The 15,308-nt window shown below is 62.3% G+C and carries 15 protein-coding genes; 6 read left to right on the top strand and 9 right to left on the bottom strand.

The genetic code is table 11. From position 1 onward, the window contains the following. A partial coding sequence (locus Q1V51_RS01460) for a hypothetical protein (protein ID WP_300551984.1) occupies positions 1 to 578 on the bottom strand: 578 nt, incomplete at its 3' end. Positions 579 to 882: 304 nt separating this feature from the next. On the opposite strand from Q1V51_RS01460, the gene Q1V51_RS01455 reads away from it, so the two are divergent. Genes Q1V51_RS01455 through holA form a run of 4 tightly spaced genes read left to right on the top strand, consistent with a single transcriptional unit; the run spans position 883 to position 5,590 of the window. Continuing rightward, positions 883 to 1,374 carry a DUF3576 domain-containing protein gene (locus tag Q1V51_RS01455; protein WP_300551982.1) on the top strand — a complete coding sequence of 164 codons (492 nt, stop codon included), beginning with the start codon at positions 883 to 885 and terminating at the stop codon, positions 1,372 to 1,374. Between the two features lie 47 nt (positions 1,375 to 1,421). Next, the gene (gene leuS / locus Q1V51_RS01450) at positions 1,422 to 4,019 is read left to right on the top strand and encodes a leucine--tRNA ligase (RefSeq protein ID WP_300551980.1); all 2,598 of its coding nucleotides are present in this window, start codon (positions 1,422 to 1,424) and stop codon (positions 4,017 to 4,019) included. A 4-nt stretch (positions 4,020 to 4,023) separates the two neighbouring features. Further along, positions 4,024 to 4,533 carry an LPS assembly lipoprotein LptE gene (gene lptE, locus Q1V51_RS01445; RefSeq protein WP_300551979.1) on the top strand — a complete coding sequence of 170 codons (510 nt, stop codon included), beginning with the start codon at positions 4,024 to 4,026 and terminating at the stop codon, positions 4,531 to 4,533. A gap of 4 nt (positions 4,534 to 4,537) precedes the next feature. Further along, complete coding sequence (gene holA / locus Q1V51_RS01440; protein ID WP_300551978.1) at positions 4,538 to 5,590, top strand: DNA polymerase III subunit delta; 1,053 nt, start codon at positions 4,538 to 4,540, stop codon at positions 5,588 to 5,590. A gap of 10 nt (positions 5,591 to 5,600) precedes the next feature. Here the strand turns inward: holA and Q1V51_RS01435 are convergent, their stop codons facing one another. The 6 genes from Q1V51_RS01435 to Q1V51_RS01410 form a co-directional block, all read right to left on the bottom strand. Beyond that, entirely contained in the window at positions 5,601 to 6,503 is a 903-nt protein-coding gene (locus Q1V51_RS01435) for a ParB/RepB/Spo0J family partition protein (RefSeq protein WP_300551977.1), read from the bottom strand. Continuing rightward, positions 6,500 to 7,339, bottom strand: coding sequence for a ParA family protein (locus Q1V51_RS01430; protein ID WP_300551975.1), 840 nt, complete (start codon positions 7,337 to 7,339; stop codon positions 6,500 to 6,502). The genes Q1V51_RS01435 and Q1V51_RS01430 overlap by 4 nt, the downstream gene beginning before the upstream one ends. Continuing rightward, the gene (gene rsmG / locus Q1V51_RS01425) at positions 7,329 to 7,952 is read right to left on the bottom strand and encodes a 16S rRNA (guanine(527)-N(7))-methyltransferase RsmG (RefSeq protein ID WP_300551973.1); all 624 of its coding nucleotides are present in this window, start codon (positions 7,950 to 7,952) and stop codon (positions 7,329 to 7,331) included. Before rsmG ends, Q1V51_RS01430 begins: the two co-directional genes overlap by 11 nt. Continuing rightward, on the bottom strand, positions 7,952 to 9,814 hold the full coding sequence (mnmG, locus tag Q1V51_RS01420; RefSeq protein ID WP_300551971.1) for a tRNA uridine-5-carboxymethylaminomethyl(34) synthesis enzyme MnmG: 1,863 nt from the start codon (positions 9,812 to 9,814) through the stop codon (positions 7,952 to 7,954). The genes rsmG and mnmG overlap by 1 nt, the downstream gene beginning before the upstream one ends. A gap of 121 nt (positions 9,815 to 9,935) precedes the next feature. Beyond that, the gene (mnmE, locus tag Q1V51_RS01415; RefSeq protein WP_300551970.1) at positions 9,936 to 11,252 is read right to left on the bottom strand and encodes a tRNA uridine-5-carboxymethylaminomethyl(34) synthesis GTPase MnmE; all 1,317 of its coding nucleotides are present in this window, start codon (positions 11,250 to 11,252) and stop codon (positions 9,936 to 9,938) included. Between the two features lie 3 nt (positions 11,253 to 11,255). Continuing rightward, on the bottom strand, positions 11,256 to 11,504 hold the full coding sequence (locus Q1V51_RS01410; RefSeq protein WP_300551969.1) for a DUF6489 family protein: 249 nt from the start codon (positions 11,502 to 11,504) through the stop codon (positions 11,256 to 11,258). Between the two features lie 51 nt (positions 11,505 to 11,555). On the opposite strand from Q1V51_RS01410, the gene Q1V51_RS01405 reads away from it, so the two are divergent. After that, on the top strand, positions 11,556 to 12,257 hold the full coding sequence (locus tag Q1V51_RS01405) for a dienelactone hydrolase family protein (protein WP_300551967.1): 702 nt from the start codon (positions 11,556 to 11,558) through the stop codon (positions 12,255 to 12,257). A gap of 109 nt (positions 12,258 to 12,366) precedes the next feature. Beyond that, complete coding sequence (locus Q1V51_RS01400; RefSeq protein ID WP_300551965.1) at positions 12,367 to 13,191, top strand: LytTR family DNA-binding domain-containing protein; 825 nt, start codon at positions 12,367 to 12,369, stop codon at positions 13,189 to 13,191. Here the strand turns inward: Q1V51_RS01400 and Q1V51_RS01395 are convergent. Together Q1V51_RS01395 and rho are read right to left on the bottom strand one after the other, a co-directional pair. Continuing rightward, positions 13,188 to 13,817 carry a glutathione S-transferase family protein gene (locus tag Q1V51_RS01395; RefSeq protein ID WP_300551964.1) on the bottom strand — a complete coding sequence of 210 codons (630 nt, stop codon included), beginning with the start codon at positions 13,815 to 13,817 and terminating at the stop codon, positions 13,188 to 13,190. The two genes, Q1V51_RS01400 and Q1V51_RS01395, sit on opposite strands and share 4 nt — an antisense overlap. 128 nt (positions 13,818 to 13,945) lie before the next feature. Then, positions 13,946 to 15,253, bottom strand: coding sequence for a transcription termination factor Rho (gene rho / locus Q1V51_RS01390; protein WP_300551962.1), 1,308 nt, complete (start codon positions 15,251 to 15,253; stop codon positions 13,946 to 13,948). Between the last annotated feature and the right edge of the window lie 55 nt (positions 15,254 to 15,308).

Raw genomic sequence — 15,308 nt, 5'->3', positions numbered from 1 at the left:
GCCGCATGGCCGCCCGGATCAAGCGCCCCGCCATCGAGCCGCAGCGTGCGCATGGCGCTGACGCCGGGCAATGCCTCGACAGACGCCGCGCCGGGTGTCAGGCCAGCGCGCACCTCTCCCCATCCGCCTCGCACGAAGACGTGCGCCGATTCCAGGGCCACGCGGCCGTCCTCGTCCGGGCGCGGAGCGGAAACGTAGCGCCCGGTCGCCAGGGACCGCAGGAGGATTGTGCCGGAGACGGGGCAAGCGGACGTGGCGAGGGCGCAGTCCCCGGCCCGGTCGGCAAAGCCGCTGCGCCCGTGGTCGCGCTGGGCACGCAAGCGGAAGCGCGCACCCCAGCGAAGGCCCGAATCGGTGATGGCCTCGGCATCGAGGAAGGCATCGAGGTCCGCGAGGAGCCCGTCTGAAACAGGATCGGTGTCGCCCGCTCCCGCAGCCAGAGACAGGTCGGCCCCCGTTTCGATGCGAAACGGGCCGAACGTGTCAGTTGAGCTGGATTGTGTGGTGGCGGTCGATGGCGTGGCCGCGAGTACCGACAGCAGGAGCGCGGAAAAAAGTATTTCCGTCGTCCGCATCATGGTCGCTCGCGGCCTCACCGGTCGGCCCCGTCCCCCCGGACGTTCGCGTATGAAAGGACCCTGATGACCGGTTCGGGTCAAGGCGGCCCGACACGAAATACGGCAAGAAGATGGCGCATGTGGCAGCGGGGTCACAGGGGGCGCCGGTGGACGGGCCGGGATTCGGGGGTGTTCAAAGGCAGCGGAAACAGAAACACATAGCCCCGGTGGCGCACTGCCGATTGCATGCTATAGAGCGATCCCGTCTTGCGACGCGGCCGCGTTCCGTGTTCTGTTTCGCGCCGTTTCAAGGAGCCTTTTCACGATGACTGTCCGTCAGCCGATCCTGTGGGCGATTCTCGCCGCCATTCTGGTCCTGTCACCCGCCTGTTCCTCGCTTCGCGGCGGAGACAATGCGGACTCCGAGAACAATCGCGGAGGGCTCCGCATTCCCAGCTTCGGGGGCGGTGGCTCCAACGAAGTCGCCGGCATCGGTGTCAATTCCTATCTGTGGCGCGCCAGCCTCGACACGATCAGCTTCATGCCGCTGCAGGAAGTCGATCCGTTCGGCGGCGTCATCATCACGGACTGGTACGCCAATCCGGAACTGCCGAGCGAGCGTTTCAAGGTCACGGTCTACATTCTCGATACACGCCTGCGCGCCGATGCGCTGTCCGTCCGGGTTTTCCGACAGGAGAGCCAGGGAAGTGGCAACTGGGTGGACGTCACCGTCAGCCCGGAAACCGCTGTCGAAATCGAAAACGCGATCCTGACCCGTGCTCGCCAATTGCGGATTTCCAATCTGGAATCCGAATAAGACGAGCGCTGTCCGGTCGCGCCCTGACTGACTGAGGGCGCCACGACATGACCCGTTACAATCCCCGCGAGGCCGAGCCGCAATGGCAGGCCGCCTGGGCCGAGGCCGGCATCGACAAGGCCGGTGACCCGACCCGCCCGGATCGCGAAAAATACTATGTGCTGGAGATGTTCCCCTACCCGTCGGGGCGCATCCATGTCGGCCATTCGCGCAATTACGCGATGGGCGATGTCGTGGCCCGCTACAAGCGCGCCAAGGGCTTCGATGTCCTGCACCCGATGGGGTGGGACGCATTCGGCCTTCCGGCCGAGAACGCGGCCCGCGAACGCGGTGTGCATCCGCGTGACTGGACACTGGAAAATATCCGCGTCATGCGCGGCCAGCTGAAGCGCCTCGGCCTGGCGATCGACTGGACGCGCGAGATCGCGACCTGCGAGCCGGATTATTACAAGCACCAGCAGGCCATTTTCATCAAGCTGTTCGAGCGCGGGCTGGTCCATCGCAAGAAGGCCAAGGTGAACTGGGACCCGGTCGACCAGACCGTCCTGGCCAACGAGCAGGGTGTCGACGGGCGCGGCTGGCGCTCGGGCGCCATGGTTGTCCAGCGCGAGCTCGACCAGTGGTTCTTCAAGATCACCGACTACGCCGACGAATTGCTCGATGGCATCGACACGCTGGATCGCTGGCCGGAAAAGGTCCGGCTGATGCAGCGCAACTGGATCGGGCGCTCGCGCGGGGCGCGGGTGCTATTCCCCTTCGTGGAGAAGGAAGACGTCAGGCGCTATGGCTGCGAAGGCATTGAAGTCTTCACCACGCGTCCGGATACCCTGTTCGGTGCCAGCTTCCTGGCGCTGGCACCCGACCACGTCATCACGACCGCCCTGGCGGAGGACGACCCTGCGATTGAATCCTTCCAGGATTATTGCCGCCGCACGGGCGTCAGCGAGGAAGAGATCGAAAAGGCCCCCAAGCGCGGCCTGGATCTCGGGCTGAAAGTTCGCCACCCGTTCGACAAATCGTGGGAAATACCGGTCTGGACCGCGAATTTCGTCCTGTCGACTTACGGGACGGGTGCCATTTTCGGGTCTCCCGCCGGCGACCAGCGCGACCTCGATTTCGCGCGCAACTACGATCTGCCCGTCACGCCTGTCGTGCTGCCCAAGGGCGCCGATCCCAAGACCTACACAGTATCCGACGAGGCCTATACGGAAGGCGGGACGCTGTTCAATTCCCGCTTTCTCGACGGCTTGTCGACCGAGGACGGGATTGAGCGCGCCATCGCCGAGCTGGAATCGCGCAAGCTGGGCGAAGGGGCCACCACCTATCGCCTGCGCGACTGGCTGGTGTCGCGTCAGCGCTATTGGGGCTGTCCGATCCCGATCATCCATTGCGACAATTGCGGCGCGGTGCCGGTGCCGGAAGAATTCCTGCCCGTGCGCCTGCCCGACGACGTCACCTTCGACAAGCCGGGCAATCCGCTCGACCGGCATGACGAATGGCGCCATGTCGATTGTCCCGAATGCGGAGCGCCGGCCAAGCGCGAGACCGACACGCTCGACACCTTCGTGTGCTCGTCCTGGTATTTCCTGCGCTTCACCTCGCCCTGGCGCGAGGATGCGCCCTTCGACCCCGAGGTCGCCAAGGCGTGGATGCCGGTCGACCAGTATGTCGGCGGGATCGAGCACGCCATCCTGCACCTGCTCTATGCCCGTTTCGTCACCCGCGCGCTCAATGATGCCGGGCTGATGAATATGGAAGACGGCGAGCCCTTCGCCGGGCTGTTCACCCAGGGGATGGTCACGCATGAAACCTACAAGTCGGACGATGGCCGCTGGCTGCTGCCGACCGAGGTCGAGCGCCAGGGTGACAAGCATATCGAGATTGCCAATGGTGGTCCGGTGACGGTCGGCTCGATCGAGAAAATGTCCAAGTCCAAGAAGAATGTCGTCGATCTCGACGCTTTCATCGAGGATTACGGGGCGGATGCAGCGCGCTGGTTCGTGCTGTCCGACAGCCCACCGGAACGGGATGTCGAATATACCGACAGCGGTGTGGAAGGCGTCTGGCGCTTCATTCAGCGCCTGTGGACCACGATCACCGACCTGCCTGAAGGCGCACCGGGTCCGATGACGGTTGCCGACGATGCCAGCGGTGCGGCTCTGGACGCCCGCAAGGCGGCGCACAAGGCCGCCGAGTCGGTCACCGACGCCATTGAAGGCTTCCGCTTCAACTCGGCCGTCGCCCAGATCCACGATCTCGTCAACGTGCTGCGCAAGTTCAAGGCCGATGACGTGGCCAGCCTGGCCGCACGCGCCGAGAGCCTGGGTATTCTGGTTCGCCTGATTGCCCCCTTCATCCCGCACCTCGCGGAAGAGGCGTGGGAAAAGCTCGGTGGCGAAGGCCTGGTGCTGGACGCGCCCTGGCCTGAAGCCGATCTGGCACTCCTGGTCGAAGACAGCGTGCTGATGCCGATCCAGGTCAATGGCAAGAAGCGCGGTGAACTGACCATTGCTCGGGGCAGCGACCAGGACAGCGTAAAAACAGCGGCGCTCGCCGATCAGGGGGTGGCGCGGACGCTGGAAGGTCTTACGATACGCAAAGTGATCGTCGTCCCGGACAGGATCGTCAACATCGTTGCGAGTTAACGCCATGCGCACCAGCAAGACACCTTCCATTCTGTTGACCAGCCTGGTCTGTCTTGCCCTGACGGCCTGCGGTTTCACGCCCATGTATGGCAGCGGGAGCGCGGCCCGGAACCTGTCTGACATTATCGTCGAGACCGGCCGTGAGCGCATTGATTTCTACCTGCAGGAGGCTCTATTGGACGAAATGGATGCGCGCCATGCCGACGGTCCCTATCGCCTGGTTACGGAATCGAGCTCGAGCCGTATGGCACTGGGGATCGGCGCAGACGCCATCGCCCAGCGTTTTGCGGTCGGCATGCGCGTGGATTACCGCCTTTATTTGGGCCATGCGACCGAGCCGGAACTCGAAGGGCGGGTATCCGTAGAAGCGTCCTATAACGTGGCTCGCGAGGTCTATTCCTCGGTGGCGGCGCAGGAAGACGCCGAGATTCGCGCGGCCCAGCTCGCCGCCGAGCGGATTGCCATGGAACTCGCGCGTGCCTCCCTGACCGGCGAGCTGGCAGCGCGGCAGTAATCGCGTGAAGATCTCTCCGAGAGATGCGGATGCTGCGGTCACACGGCCCGATCATGGCATCCAGGCGTATCTGATTTTCGGTCCAGACCGCGGTCTCGCCAAGGAGCGGGCCGATACACTGGCCAAGACCCTCCTCACAGATCGGGACGACCCGTTCGCCCTGACCGTCCTGACCGAAGAAGACCTCAAGGCCGACGGTGCGGCCCTGGCCGATGCGATGGCCGCCATGTCACTGACCGGCGGCGAACGCCTGGTCCGGGTCCGCCTCAATGGCGAAACCGGTTCAGGGCCCGTGCTAGAGGTCCTGGCCGGTATTGAAGCCGGAGAGGGCCGGGCAGAAGCCAAGCTGATCGTCGAGAGCGGAGACCTGACCCCGCGCGGGAAACTGCGCAAGGCCTTCGAGCCGGCACGCCATGGCGCCGCCATCGCCTGCTACGCTGACAATCTGCATTCACTGGGGTCTCTGGTCGACCAGGTGCTCGGCGAAGAAGGCCTGAGCCTGAGCAGCGATGCCCGCTCAGCTTGGCTGCCGCGGCTTGAAGGTGATCGGGCCCTGGCGCGCGGCGAGATCGAGAAGCTGATCCTCTACAAGGGACTTCGCAGCCAGCGCGGCGAAGGGGCAGATGAGATCTCTGCCGCCGACATTGAAGCCGTCGCGGCCGATCATGGCGACAGCGCTCTGGACGGTGTGATCGCTCCGCTCTTCGATGGCGACGTGACCGGGCTCGATAAAGCCATGACGCGTGCGATCAGTAGCGGCATGTCTCCGGTTGCAATTTTACGGGCCATGCAGCGTCGTTTGGATCAATTCGGTGTGGTTCACGCGGCAGGCGGAAACGAGGCCGCCATCGCGCGGTCAGGTGCCCCGCGCTTTGGCCCACAAGCCACTCAATTTAAACGACAAATGGGCTTCTGGCAGGGACGGCGCCTGGACGCTGCACGGCAGCTGGCCTTCGATTTGGAGCGCGATTTGAAGCGCTCTGGGAGCCCCTCAGAGGCGCTTATCGGGGAGTTGGCCCTTCGATTGGCCCGTGGCGCCGCGAGAGCGCGACGCTGATCGAGGGGTTTCAGCCCTGGCCGCTCAACCGTCGGCATACATCATCCAATTGCTCCAATGTCTGGTAGTGAACGCGGATTTCACCGCCTTTCGCTCCATGACGGATGTCGACCGACAATCCGAGCCGTGCGGCGATGTCCGCCTCGAGGGCCCGGGTATCGGCATCCTTCCCGGCTGGCGATTTCACACCCTTGCTGGTGGCCGGAACCGCTTCACCCGACTTGGCCAGTTTCTCGGCTTCACGAACAGACAGACCCCGGGCCACGATATTGTCGGCGAGAACGGCCGCATTCGGGGCCGTCGCGATCGCCCGGGCATGACCGGCGGAGAGCCGCCCCTCGGCGAGATGGGCCAGGACACTGTCGGGGAGGGCAAGCAGGCGCATCATGTTGGCGACATGGCTGCGGCTTTTGGAGACCGCCTTGGCAACCTCATCCTGGGTATGACCGAAACGCTCGACGAGCTGTTTATAGGCCTGCGCCTCTTCAACCGGATTGAGATCGGCGCGCTGGACATTCTCGACAATGCCGATTTCCAGTGTTTCCCGATCTGTGAGCTCGCGCACCAGGGCCGGAACCTCGTGCAGACGGGCCCGCTGCGCCGCTCGCCAGCGGCGTTCGCCGGCAACGATCTCATAGCGATCACCCTTGATCGGGCGCACCAGGATGGGCTGAACAATACCCTTGTCTGCGATCGACTCCGCCAGCGCATCGAGCTCGGCTTCGGTCATGGTCTTGCGCGGCTGGTCGGGATTGGGCTGGATCAGCTCGATCGGCAGGGTCGAGACGCCACCGCGCGGTGCCTCAGCAGCACTACCGGTGGAAGCCGCCGGAGCGTAATCCTCTGTATCGGTCTCACCCAGAAGCGCTGACAGGCCCCGCCCCAGTCTCTTGTTCTTCTCAGCCGGGCTCATGCGATCTCACCTTCCTGCAGGGTTTTACGTTTGCGCTCCTGGCGCACCACTTCCTTGGCCAGCGAGACATAAGCCTTCGAGCCGGCGCAGTTCAGGTCATAGAGCAAGACCGGCTTACCCACAGAGGGCGCCTCAGAAACGCGGACATTGCGCGGAATCACGGTCTTGTAGACCTTGTCACCGAAATGCTCGCGCACATCGGCCTCGACCTCGGCCGAGAGGTTGTTGCGACCGTCATACATGGTCAGGACAACGCCCTGAATATCGAGGGATCCGTTGAGGTGTCCACGCACGCGCTCGACTGTCTTGAGCAATTGCGTCAGGCCTTCCAAGGCGAAGAACTCACACTGCAACGGGACGAGAATGGAATCGGCCGCCGTCAGCGCATTGACCGTGAGGACGTTGAGCGAAGGCGGACAATCGATCAGGACATAATCGACCCTGTCACGCGCCGCCTCGGCCACATAGGTCTCAATAGCCCGCTTGAGCTTATAGGACCGACGATTATCATTGGCGAGCTCAAGCTCAGCTCCTGACAAAAGCACGTCGGACGGGATAATCGACAGGCCCGGAACCACGGTCGGCGTGATTGCCGACTGCATGCTTTCATCGCCAACCAGCAAGTCAAAAGCGGTAACCGAGCGCGCCGATGGCGGTACACCCAGCCCGGTTGAGGCATTGCCCTGGGGGTCCAGGTCGATGATCACCACCTTCTGCTTGATCGCGGCCAGGGCGGTGCCCAGATTAATCGCGGTCGTGGTCTTGCCGACGCCCCCCTTCTGGTTGGCTACGGCGATAATTCTCGGGGCGCCGGAGCGCTCGGCCTCATTTAACACGCTGAACCTCGTCGATCCGCAAGATCACCCCATCGCTGGTGCGACTGGGTATGACTTCGGCTTCGAATGTCCAGTTTTTACGGGCTTCGGTCAATTCATCCTGGTAGTTCCGGCCCTTCAGAAAGAGGCCGGAAGCCCCGTTTTTCAACAGGGGCGCGGCGTAATCCAATAATTTATGAAGCGGAGCGAAGGCCCGGGCCGTGACGAGATCGAAGTGTTCCGACGGATCGAGCGTTTCGACTCGAATCGCCTTGGCCTCGGCCGGCACACCCGTCGCGGCGATAACCTTGCGCACGAAGGCCATTTTCTTGCCGACACTGTCGACCAGCGTGACCTTGGCATCCTGGCCGCGATCACGCAGGCCCAACGCGATGGCCAGGCCCGGGAAGCCGGCTCCGGCACCCAGGTCCGCAATGCGCTTCACCTCGGGCCCGATCAGGGGCATGAGCTGGAAACTGTCATCGGCATGCCGGGTCCAGAAATCCTCCAGCGTTGACCGGCCGACCAGATTGGTATGGGCATTTGTTTCGACCAGAAGCTCGCGCCAGGTCTCGAACGCCTCCAATGTTTCACGTGAAACACCGTTGAGCTCGGCAAACTCCTCGCGCGTCATTAGCTGGCGTCTTTCTGTTTGCGTTTCAGGTGGGCGAGCACGGCCGTCAGGGCGCCCGGTGTCACCCCTTCAATACGGGAGGCCTGTCCCAGCGTTTCAGGGCGCGCGCGCTCGAGCTTCTCGCGCGCCTCATTGGAGAGGCCACCCACCGAACCGAAGTCAAAACCGGTCGGGATCCGCACCGCTTCATCACGCCGGAACGCCAGGATGTCGGCCTGTTGACGCTCGAGATAACCGGAATAAAGCGCATCAATCTCGATCTGCTCGACGGTCTCCTCCGACAGCTCAGCCAGCTCGGGCCAGACTGCGGTGATCATATCCCAGTCGACGTCGGGATAGGCGAGCAGGTCGAAGACATTGCGGCGCTTGCCATCGGCGTTGACGGAGATGCCTGCCTTCTTGGCTTCCGGTGGTGTCAGAGATCGCGACCGCGCCATCTCACGCGCGCGCTCAAGCTCACCCATCTTCGTCTGGAAACGCTCGATCCGCGCCGGGCCGGCAAAGCAGAGCTCGATGGCCTTCTCCGTCAGACGCTGGTCCGCGTTGTCCGCGCGCAGCATCAGGCGGTATTCGGCTCGGGAGGTGAACATGCGATAAGGTTCGGTGACGCCCCGGGTGATCAGATCGTCGATCATGACGCCGATATAGGCTTCCGAGCGCGACAGGATCAGCGGATCCTTTCCCTCGGCCGCAAAGGCCGCATTGAGCCCGGCCATCAGACCCTGGGCTGCGGCTTCCTCATAACCGGTGGTGCCATTGATCTGCCCCGCCAGCCACAGGCCCGGCGCCTTGCGCAATTGCAGGGTGGCGTCGAGCTCGCGCGGATCGACATAATCATACTCGATGGCATAGCCGTAGCGGACGACCTCGACATTCGCCAGGCCGGGAATGGTCCGCAGGAAAGCGTCCTGGACATCATCCGGCAAAGAGGAAGAAATACCGTTGGGGTAGACTGTATCATCGTCGAGACCCTCAGGTTCCAGAAAAATCTGGTGGCTGGTCCGGTCAGCAAAGCGCACGACCTTGTCCTCGATCGAGGGACAATAGCGCGGCCCGCGACCCGCAATCGCCCCGCTATACACCGCCGACTGGTCGATATTCTCGGAGATGATCCGGTGCGTCTCTTCCGTCGTCCGGGAGATACCGCATTCAATCTGAGGCACCGTGATCTTGTCGGTCATGAACGAGAAGGGCACGGGATCGGGATCGGCCGGCTGCATATCCAGCTCCTCCCAGGAAATGGACGACTTCCTCAGCCGCGCCGGCGTGCCGGTCTTGAGGCGGCCCATCTGTAGGCCCAGACCATAGAGCGTGTCAGACAGTCCAATCGACGGCGCCTCATTGACACGCCCCGCCGGGATGCGCTCCTGGCCCCGATGAATCATGCCCTTGAGGAAGGTCCCCGTCGTCAGCACCACGCCATGGGCCCGGTACTCACGCCCATCACTACAGATCGCCCCCTTGCACACACCCTCATCAAAGATCAGATCTTCGACCGCTCCCGCCTCGATCGTGAGGTTAACCGTTGCGGCCAGTTCGGCTTGCATCGCCTCGCGGTAAAGCTTGCGGTCGGACTGGGTACGCGGACCGCGAACAGCAGGGCCCTTTGAACGGTTGAGCAGACGGAACTGAATGCCGGAGACATCAGAAATCCGCCCCATAATCCCGTCGAGGGCATCAATCTCGCGCACGAGATGGCCCTTGCCGAGACCGCCTATGGCCGGGTTGCACGACATCTCGCCAATGGTTTCCAGCTTGTGGGTCAAAAGCAGGGTGCGCGCACCCGCGCGCGCAGACGCGGCCGCCGCCTCACAGCCGGCATGACCCCCGCCGATGACTATGACATCCCACTCCGCCGACATGGCCAGATCGCACCTGTTTCGCTGCCCCTAAAGAGGCGCTGGATATAAGGCTGGGCGGCCCAAGAGTCGAGCCCGGCGCCAGAGTGTTTCACGTGAAACAGTGCACACGGTGAAACCGGACTTACTTGCCGATGCAGAATTGGCTGAACACCCGGTCGAGCACATCCTCGACATCAACCCGGCCAGTGAGGCTTTCCAGCGAGCGGATCGCCAAGCGGATATCTTCACCGGCCAGTTCCGGCGCCGCCGCCAGCTGGCTCAAGGCCCGACCGAGCGCTTCTGAAGCGGTCTCCACATTCTTGCGGTGCCGCGCCCGCGACAGGGCGGGCAGCTCGCGCGCCGAAAGCCGCTCCTGGACGATCGCCTCGATCCGGGCTTCAAGATCACTGATGCCTTCCCCCGACTTTGCACTGAGCGGATAGGCCCCGTCAGCGGACGCGCCCGGCGCAAGATCGAGCTTGTTGAGAACCAGAAGATCATCATCATGCAGCCGGCCCTGGAGGTCTGCCAGCTCCTCATCCGAGCGCGCATCAACGACGCCGATCCGCAGATCGGCCTGCACCGCGCGATCGAGGGCCCGTTTCACACCCTCTGCCTCGACTGCATCCACCGCTTCGCGCAGTCCGGCCGTATCGGAGATGATCACAGGATAACCACCCATGGTGACGCGCACCTCGATGATGTCGCGAGTCGTGCCCGGAATATCCGTGACGATCGCCGCATCCCGTCCGGCCAGCTTGTTCAGGAGGCTCGACTTCCCGGCGTTGGGCGCACCGATCAGGGCGATGGTAAAACCGGTGCGGATGCGCTCGCCCCGCCGTCCATCATCGAGATGCTCCTGCATGGAGGCGATGAGGATGACCAGGGGTTCGAAGGCACGGTGCGACAGGGCGTCGGGGACATCACCCTCATCGGGGAAATCGATCTCGCCCTCAACCGAAGCCAGGATGGAGATAAGAGACTCGCGCCACTCCTCATAAAGCCCGCGCAGGGCACCGGTCATCTGTGCCAGCGCCTGGCGTCTCTGACCCTCCGTCTCGGCTTCGATCAGATCGGCAAGGCCTTCTGCCTCGGTCAGGTCAATGCGGTCATTCTCGAAAGCGCGGCGGGTGAACTCGCCCGCTTCCGCGGGCACGCAACCCAACGTCTCCAGAGTCTCGAAAGCTGTCTCGATAACCGCGAGCCCCCCATGGACCTGCAATTCGGCACAATCCTCGCCGGTAAAGCTTGCCGGTCCGGGAAACCAAAGCACCAGGGCCTCATCGAAAACCTCGCCCTCGGTATTCTGCAGCCGGCGCAGCGCAGCGCCGCGCGCGGCGGGCCGGCGCCCGGCCGTCATTACGTCAAGCACATCGCCCGCCTTGGGCCCGGAAATACGGATAATCGCCACACCAGCCCGGCCCGGTGCGGTGGAGAGTGCGTAAATTGTTGTTTCCACGTCTTATTTATCAGTCTTGGGCACGCCGGAACTGGCTGCCTGCTGCATGAAACTCATGAAATTATCGGTCATCTGGCCGCCGAAAGCCGTCCATTGGCGCATCAGAGCTTCCGGCTCAAGCGAGTCCATATTAGCTTCCATCCGACGCACCATTTCCTCGACCATTCGGTCATTCAAGGTCGAGACATCGGGCAGACCCAAAAAGGCGCGCGCCTCTACCGGCGTGCATTCGATATCGATCGTAACCTTCATGTCGGCCTCGCTGTTTCGCTTCAGGATACACGCTATCAATAGGAGCCCGCCATGTCCGGTCAAGATATTCAGATTTCAGGTCCCGACGGAAACTTCTCCGGTTATCTCGCCCTGCCCGAGCAAACGCCGGCCCCGGCCGTCGTGCTCCTGCAGGAAATATTCGGCGTCAATGCGGACATGCGGGCCAAGTGTGACGCGCTGGCTAAGGAAGGATATGTCGCGTTTTGCCCCGACCTGTTCTGGCGCATCGAGCCGGGTATCCAGCTGACCGACAAGACCGAGGCAGAATGGGCCCGGGCATTCGAGTTATTCAACGCCTTCAGCGTCGACAATGGCATGAAGGACATCGATACCTCGATCGAGGCCATCCGCGGCCATCAAGCCTGTTCCGGCAAGGTCGGAACGATCGGTTACTGCCTCGGCGGCCAGCTCGCCTATCTCTCCGCCACCCGGACCAAGTCGGATGCGTCGGTCGGCTATTACGGGGTCGCTATCGCCAATCGACTGGATGAAGCCAAGTCGATCAGCAAACCGCTCATGCTGCACATTGCCGGCAAGGATGAATTCGTCCCGGCCGATCAACAAGTCGCCATGCATGAGGGCCTCGATGATCACCCGATGACGCAATTGCATGATTATCCGGAGATGGATCATGCCTTCGCCCGCACCGACGGGACACATTATGACCGAGACAACGCCGTGCTCGCGGATGGCCGCACCATGAGTTTCCTGGCGCAGCATCTGCGTTTCTAGCACCAGCGGCCGCACCCGGAACGCTTGGCTCGCGTCCGGCCCATGCTAAGCTCGGCGGGCTCGGGCTAGAAATCACTGTCTTTACCGACACGACGTAGAGAGCGTTTTCGTGGCCATTCTTGATTCCACACTGCCGCACCTACCGCGGCTCAAAACTGACCGGTCCTTATTGCTGACCACCGCGACCATCTGGGCGACCATGGTCGTGCTGTTCTCCTTTTCCGGATATATCGACGGCCAGCGGGCCGGCGAACACCTGCCCTATTGGACTTACCTGCGTGGCTGGGCGCTGGGCTTCCTGCCCTGGCTGTTCATGATGCCGGTGGTCTATCTCTACGGCGCCCGGGACACCAATAAGGGGCTTATGCCCACAGTGGCCACGGCCGCGATCGCAGCGGCCATCACCCTGCCGATTTCCGGACTGTTCAACGGTTTCCTGCTCTCTTTTGGCAATGACCGCACCATCTTCGACGTCTGGGGCAGCTGGACCCTGACCAGCTGGCTCTGGGACGGGGTCTTGCTAGTGGCGACCTATCTCGCGGGCCGGCAAATGCGGCCGCGCCCGGAATTTGACCCGCATGCCCCGATGGAGGCCGCGCCGTCCATTGCCGTACGTTCGACCAGCGGCACCGAGTTCATCCCGCTGACCGATATCCAGGGCGCCACCGCGCAGGGCAATTATATCGCCCTGCGCCTAGCTGGCCGCGAAGTGCTGCACCGCGCGACCATGTCCTCCCTGAGTGAGAAACTGGCGCAAAGCGGGTTTGTCCGGGTGCATCGTTCGCACCTGATCAATCCCGCCTATGTCGCCAGCACCAAGTCGCGCGGCGACCGGGTGAGGGAAGTCGAGCTCGCCAATGGCAGCCGTATTCCCGTATCCGATCGCTATGCGCTGGATATCAATGACCGGCTGCAAAGCCGCATCATCGACTAGGCCGTCGCCTTCTTCCAGCTGTCGCGACCGGTGATGCGCTTGAAATAGGATTTCACAGCCTCCGGCGCTCCATCGAACTGTTTGATCAGTTTGAGAAGGTAGAGCATGTAGACGACCGAGATATCGGCCGCGGTGAGACGATTGCCGGCGAGATATTCTCGGCCCTGTTCAAGACCGGCTTCACCGAGAACGGCAAGCGTCTTGTCGACTTCCGCGCGGGCCCATTTCGCCGTGCCTGGATTGCGCTGGTCTTCCGGCAGCATGAAGGTGTGCGCCAGGAGCAGGGAGACCGGGATGGTCATCCCGCCCTCACCGAAATGCAGCCATTGCAGATAACGGCCATAATCGGCTTCCTCGGGCTTCACCTCAAGATCTGACGGTCCATAACGTCCGAGAATATATTGCAAAATCGCGTTGCTCTCGAAGATCGCTTCATCACCATCGCGCAGCGCCGGTATTTTTCCCAGCGGGTGGAATTTCTTGTATGCCTCCAGCTTCTCGCCGGTTTCGTGATAGGGCGCGGCCTCCACGACATGCTCGAGACCCATTTCCTCAAGCAGCATGAGGACTCGGATCGAGCGGGTGTGCGGGGCGTGGAAGAGGGCAAGATCGGGAGCGTCGGTCATGTCGTATCCGTTTGAACTGAAGGTGGCGCGATCCAAGCGCGGGGCGGCCGGAAAAGCCAGACCCAAAGCACATACGAAAACGGCGGCCCAATGGACCGCCGCTTCATTCATCCGCCAGGACTTGCGTCCTAGGTGTTCATGGAATCGAAGAATTCGTCATTCGATTTGGTCTGACGCAGCTTGTCGAGCAGGAATTCGATCGCGTCCTGGGCGCCCATCGGATTGAGGATACGGCGCAGGACATACATTTTCTGCAGCTGACTGCGATCAACCAGAAGCTCTTCCTTACGCGTACCGGACTTGAGAATATCGATCGCCGGGAAGACACGCTTGTCAGCGACCTTACGGTCGAGCACGACTTCGGAGTTACCCGTACCCTTGAATTCCTCGAAGATGACCTCGTCCATGCGCGATCCCGTATCGATCAGTGCGGTGGCGATAATGGTCAGCGAACCACCATTTTCGATATTCCGTGCGGCACCGAAGAAGCGCTTGGGACGCTGCAGGGCATTGGCATCCACACCACCGGTCAAGACCTTGCCTGAGGACGGAACCACGGTGTTATAGGCCCGGCCAAGGCGGGTGATGGAGTCCAGTAGGATGACGACATCACGGCCATGTTCGACCAGGCGCTTGGCCTTCTCAATGACCATTTCCGCGACCTGGACGTGGCGCGTGGCCGGCTCGTCGAAGGTTGAGGAAATCACCTCACCCTTCACCGTGCGCTGCATATCGGTCACTTCCTCCGGGCGCTCATCGATAAGCAGGACCATGAGGAAGCAATCGGGGTGATTGGTCTCGATCGCGTGAGCAATATTCTGCAGGAGAACCGTCTTACCGGTCCGCGGCGGCGCGACAATCAAACCACGCTGGCCCTTGCCGAGCGGGGACACGATATCGATCACCCGGCCGGAACGATCCTTCACCGTCGGATCAACCTGCTCCATAACGAAGCGGCTTTCGGGATAAAGCGGTGTGAGATTGTCGAAATGGACCTTGTGGCGCGCCTTTTCCGGTTCCTGGAAATTAATCGAATTGACCTTCAGGAGGGCAAAATAGCGTTCACCGTCGCGCGGACTGCGAACTTCACCTTCGACCGTATCACCGGTGCGCAGACCGAATTTGCGGATCTGGGTCGGTGAAACATAGATATCATCCGGGCCGGCCAGATAATTGGATTCCGGAGAGCGCAGGAAGCCGAAGCCGTCCTGCAGGACTTCCAGCACGCCGCCGCCGTGGATCTCGAGATCATGCTCGGCGCAGGCCTTGAGGATGGCGAACATCATGCCCTGTTTTCGCAAGGATGAGGCGTTCTCGATCTCGAGGGCCTCGGCCATTTCCAGGAGTTCTGTGGGTTTCTTTTCCTTCAGATCCTGAAGGGTGAGGCGCTGCAGGCCTTCAAACAGGGCAGGCAGGGAAGCGGTTTCTTCGGTCATGATCAATCAACGCATGGAGAAACGGGGCCGACCCCGGACGAGGTCCATTGGGGTG

Source organism: Maricaulis sp. (assembly GCF_030149235.1).
In the GTDB taxonomy this organism is placed as follows: domain Bacteria; phylum Pseudomonadota; class Alphaproteobacteria; order Caulobacterales; family Maricaulaceae; genus Maricaulis.
The sequence above is the reverse complement of the archived record's forward strand: the minus strand, read 5'-3'. Positions and strand labels throughout refer to the sequence as shown.